The sequence below is a fragment of the Paraburkholderia sp. BR13439 genome (assembly GCF_040948805.1).
Taxonomy (GTDB): domain Bacteria; phylum Pseudomonadota; class Gammaproteobacteria; order Burkholderiales; family Burkholderiaceae; genus Paraburkholderia; species Paraburkholderia youngii.
Map to the genome: position 1 here is coordinate 1 of NZ_JBFPKN010000088.1, position 3389 is coordinate 3389.

The 3389-nt window shown below is 57.9% G+C and carries 2 protein-coding genes and 1 pseudogene; 1 reads left to right on the forward strand and 2 read right to left on the reverse strand.

The features are described 5' to 3' along the window. Positions 1-307: 307 nt before the first annotated feature. Positions 308-1400: pseudogene (locus tag AB3X96_RS42085) on the reverse strand (porin). A gap of 422 nt (positions 1401-1822) precedes the next feature. Here AB3X96_RS42085 and AB3X96_RS42090 point away from each other — a divergent pair. Next, a complete protein-coding gene (locus AB3X96_RS42090; RefSeq protein ID WP_368594358.1) occupies positions 1823-2629 on the forward strand; it encodes an IS5 family transposase in 807 nt (268 codons plus the stop codon). A gap of 193 nt (positions 2630-2822) precedes the next feature. Here AB3X96_RS42090 and AB3X96_RS42095 read toward each other — a convergent pair whose 3' ends face one another. Then, a complete protein-coding gene (locus AB3X96_RS42095) occupies positions 2823-2957 on the reverse strand; it encodes a hypothetical protein (RefSeq protein WP_281375202.1) in 135 nt (44 codons plus the stop codon). Positions 2958-3389: the final 432 nt, after the last annotated feature.

Genomic DNA, 3389 nt, shown 5'->3' on the forward strand with positions numbered 1-3389 from the left:
GCGTGCGTTTCGTTGAAAGATCCAGACCAAGACCAAGCTGTGTCATCGAGGTACCCCTTAAACCTGCCTTCTCCCAGGATAGTCCACCGAGACGTCAACGCCAGGACTTTTGCAGACCTTCCCTAGTTCCTATCGCGCGCTCTTCGTTTCTAGTTCAAGTGAAAAGTAGGTGACGTTGAGCGTCTTAATTTCTTCGCAGCGGACTGGACCGTCCGCCAGTAACGCGCGAACGTCCCGCACCGGCACCGGCTCTCCGCCTAACCTCGCGTTGATGTCGCAATCAGCATAGAGGGCGTGCAGATGTCGTTTAGAACCTCGTCTGCAAGCCGACGCGACCGATCAACTGCGACGGACCGCTCGACGCGACCATCACGTCGTTGATCTGTGCGTTCGCCCCTTGGTTCGTGCGCTGGTAGCCGGCAGCCACGTAAACGCTGGTTTGCTTCGACAGGAAGTACTTCAGCGTGCCGGTGAGCTGATGTGCGTGGTTGTTGTCGACTACCTGATTGCCCTTCATGTACATATACGCACCGCTCAACACCCACTCTGGCGCCATCAACCACATGCCACCCAGCTCCGCCTGCCAGACCGACGCGCCGTTCATTCCGTTACGCACCGCCGTATAGAGCGCGTTCACAGTCACCGGACCGAAGGTATAGTGCGCACTATAGTGCGCACCGGCGCCCCAGTTGCGCACGCTGACCTGCGCGCCTGAGACAGCCGTCTTCACCTGCGTATAGGCAGCATTTGCCCGGAATGCGCCGTGGATGTAGTTCAGGCCTACGCTCACCCCGCTGTTCGAGCCGAACGATCCCGCCACGCCGCCAAAGCCGTACATGGCGCCAGCCGAAAGGCCGCCGAAGCTCGGGCTCGCATACTTGACTGAACTGTGGATAGGTCTAGATCCCCCAATGCCATCCCAGTCGAACGCGCCCGTCGGATTGTTCGGCAACGCGAGTTTCCCAAACGGTCCATTGCGGAAGTCGTAGACGCCCTGCGCGTAGATCGCGCCATCATCCATGACCGAAGAATAGCAAATCGATCATGAAATCGTACTGGTTGCCTAAAGTAAGCCGGCCGAGGTGATCGTCGTCCAGTCCGACGAACGCGTTACGGGTGAACAGGCTGCCGCCGGGCATGAATGTACCCGTGCCGAGTTCGAACTGGCTCGTGAGATCGAAGACGGCGCGCGTGCCGCCTCCTAGGTCTTCCTTGCCGAGAAATCTCAGCAGGTTCGGCACAGCAATGCCGTCATCGAACTTGACGACGTGGCTACCGCCTTCATTGCTGACGTAGGAGACGCCGCCATCCAGCATACCGGTGAGTGTGACACTGCTCTGTGCGTAGGTATCGCACATGAACAGCAGGCTTGTGGCAAACAAGAAGGCTTTCATTTTCATCGGCGATCTCCATTTCTTACTTCCTGTGACCCAGGTTTCGTGTCACACCGACGCCATCTGTGTGTCGGCACTGGCATGAATTCGAATGTGTGAGCGCTTTGCACGACGCCCTCCCGTACACCCGGTCGCGGCTATCGGTGTTGTTACACCAAGGCGCGGAAAAGTCTCGGTGAGGAACAACTTCCACTGCCCGCAACGAGGCGCCGAACGCGAAAGTCAGCGTGATCGGCAAGCTGAAATACTGCGCGACGAAACCCGCCATCGCCGGCGCGAGACCACCGCCGAACGAGCCGGCGAATCCGCCAAAGCCGATGCCGAGACGACGAATCCCATCTGCTGCGTTCAAAGATGCACGAGATAGGTCGGCACCATCGCGTTAGACGGTGTTATGAACTTTCGGCCAGACTTGGTACCCTGGCGGGATGAAAAAACGCAGACCCTACCCAACGGATGTATCGGATGAAGAGTGGTACTTCGCCGCTCCGTATCTGACCTTGATGAACAAGGACGCACTGCAGCGCCGCTACGAACTGCGCGAGATGTTCAACGCGCTGCGCTGGATCGTACGTGCGGGTGCCCCATGGCGTTTGTTGCCCAATGACTTTCCGCCATGGGAGTTGATCTACCAGCAGACGCAACGCTGGATTCAGGCGGGCTGCTTCGAGGCCATGGTGAGCGATTTGCGCTCGATCATCCGGGTCGCCCAGGATCGCCGTGGTCAACCCAGCGCGGTCATCCTCGATGGCCGTACGCTGCTGTCGACGTGCGAAAGCGGCGCACGCGCAGGCTACGACGGGTACAAGCGCAAGAAAGGCAGCAAGGTACATATGGCGGTGGACACGTTGGGACAACTGCTCGCGGTGCATGTGACGCCGGCCAACGAGCAGGAGCGCGCGCAGGTTGGAGAACTGGCGCGTCAGGTTCAGCAGGCCACGGGCCAGACGGTCAAGGTGGCGTTCGCGGATCAGGGATATACCGGCGAAGAGCCCGCACAGGCGGCGCTTGACGAGGGGATTGAACTTCAGGTCATCAAGCTGCCGGAGGCGAAAAAGGGGTTCGTGCTGTTGCCGCGCCGCTGGGTGGTCGAGCGCAGCTTCGGCTGGCTCAACCGCTTCCGCCGACGGGCAAGAGACTACGAGCGATTGCCTGAAACCTTGGCTGGCTTGCATTTCGTCGTATTCTCCGTGCTTATGCTCGTCCACTTTGCAGCCCTTAACAAAAGTACATAACACCTTCTAAACCACGAAAGTACCGTCGTTCGCGCACAGGATCGCCAGCGTCGCTAGCCACACGTTGGGACTGCCGAAGAATTCGGTCAAGCGCCGCTCGGCTCTGCACCGAGCGGCGCTGTACAACTCGCCCTTTCGCTTCTCCGGCAGCGTGCGCGAAATCAGAATGATGCACCGCGGAAATCACGAACACCTAATAATCATGTGTGGCAACAGCAGCGCAAACATCCAGCGGTCCCATCCCGACCAGGATCAGTTCTTTTACTTCGCATACTGAACCATCATTTTTTTCGAGATCGATCAGTTCTTTTGCAAAAGTATAGCTCACTGCTTCTCTCCTGCCGGGCGTGTCCATTTTATTTATGCCGGATATTCGTTATATAGAATAAGTGCTTTGTAAAAAACGCAACGATTTGAGTTTAAGGGATAACACTGAAATGACAGCCGCGAGTGCGGGACAGCGGCCGTACAAGATCGGGCCTCGCGTGGACGGATTCCGGGCATCCAGGACCACCCTGACCGTCGCGTCAACAGGGTGGGGGCATTTGTTGACGTGATATAATTTTGCACCTCCGCTTCACACCGTCTGCCGGCAACAGATAGAATGCGACGGTGGTCAGTTGCGTGCCTTAGCAGGATGCGGAAATACCCCCGCCCGGAATCGGCCTTCCACGATTTGAGCGCCCACCGTCGCTAAATCTTTCGCATTGTGCAATTTCAACGCGCATCAACCTTTTTAAAGCACTGTGAGGCCGGCTTC